Source organism: Rhizobium phaseoli, assembly GCF_003985125.1.
In the GTDB taxonomy this organism is placed as follows: domain Bacteria; phylum Pseudomonadota; class Alphaproteobacteria; order Rhizobiales; family Rhizobiaceae; genus Rhizobium; species Rhizobium phaseoli.
The window spans coordinates 1-1,295 of the sequence record NZ_ML133638.1; the positions used below are offsets into that span (position 1 = coordinate 1).

General features: G+C 59.7%; 2 protein-coding genes. Both read right to left on the bottom strand.

Features of this window, described 5'->3' with window-relative positions; genetic code table 11:
- The coding region (locus EFD56_RS32475; RefSeq protein ID WP_016737551.1) for a nitrogenase at positions 1 to 198 on the bottom strand (198 nt) is incomplete at its 3' end.
- A gap of 107 nt (positions 199 to 305) precedes the next feature.
- The gene (nifH, locus tag EFD56_RS32480) at positions 306 to 1,199 is read right to left on the bottom strand and encodes a nitrogenase iron protein (RefSeq protein WP_004675840.1); all 894 of its coding nucleotides are present in this window, start codon (positions 1,197 to 1,199) and stop codon (positions 306 to 308) included.
- Positions 1,200 to 1,295 lie beyond the last annotated feature (96 nt).

Below are 1,295 nucleotides of genomic sequence, written 5' to 3' on the forward strand. Positions count from 1 at the left end.
CACGCCCGGAATGGACTTGATGTTCGATTTGACGTCGCATTCGGAAAGGGCCTTCGGCTCATCGCCAGGCTCGTCGCCGCTCGTTGCGACGCTGAGGTGCTTCTTGCGGCGCTTCGCCGCCTTGTCTGGATATTGCGCTAATACTTCCGCAATGAGCTGTTCATGCAAAACGCTGTCATTCTCGTAATCAAGGCTCATGGGCCCCTGCCCCCTTTCAAGGTTCGGGTTAGGTCGTCGTCGCCGAAGCGGCTTTCTTGGAAGGACGCGCTGGCGCAAGGGCCAGCGCGTCCTGTCGACAGCGGCAGTTATTGAGCCGCAACCACCGCTGACTCCTTGGCCTGTAGTTCGGCCAGCATCTGCTCGTCGCTCTTCATGATGCCGAAGTCGAGCAGCATGTCTTCGAGCTCTTCCATGGTAATCGGGGTCGGAATGGTCCCTTGGCCCGAATTGGCATGGATCTTCTCGGCTAGCGCCCGATATTCCCCGGCCTGCTTGGAGTCCGGCGCGTACTGGATCACCGTCATCTTCCTGAGCTCGGCGTGCTGGACGATGTTGTCACGCGGCACAAAGTGGATGAGCTTGGAATTGAGCCTGGCAGCCAGCGCCTCGGAGAGGTCGAGCTCGCGGTCCGTCTGGCGCTCGTTACAGATCAGGCCGCCGAGCCGCACGCCGCCGGAATGGGCATATTTCAGGATGCCCTTGGCGATGTTGTTGGCGGCATAGAGCGCCATCATCTCGCCGGACATCACGATGTAGATCTCCTGGGCCTTGTTCTCACGGATCGGCATCGCAAAGCCACCGCACACCACATCGCCGAGCACGTCATAGGAGACGTAGTCGACATCGTCATATGCACCGTTCTCTTCAAGGAAATTGATCGAGGTGATGACGCCGCGCCCGGCGCAGCCGACGCCCGGTTCCGGACCGCCGGACTCCACGCACTTGATGCCTTTGTAGCCGGCCTTGAGCACGTCCTCGAGCTCAAGGTCTTCCACCGAACCTTCCTGCGCTGCCAGATGCAGAACCGTGTCCTGTGCTTTGGCGTTCAGGATCAGCCGGGTGGAGTCGGCTTTCGGGTCGCATCCGACGATCAGGATCTTCTGCCCGAGGTCGACAAGCGCTGCGAGCGTATTTTGGGAGGTGGTGGACTTGCCGATCCCCCCTTTGCCGTAAAATGCGATTTGACGCAAATCTGACATATCGCCTTCCTTCTTTCGTTCCATCCATCGCTGAGTAAAAGGCAGGCAGCTCGCGCCGCCTCGCATGGCAATCTTCAAAACCCGTGCCATGTGGGC

Bases quoted from the DNA above. Each gene is read 5' to 3' on its own strand.
- nifH (WP_004675840.1), bottom strand. From the start codon at position 1,199: ATGTCAGATTTGCGTCAAATCGCATTTTACGGCAAAGGGGGGATCGGC.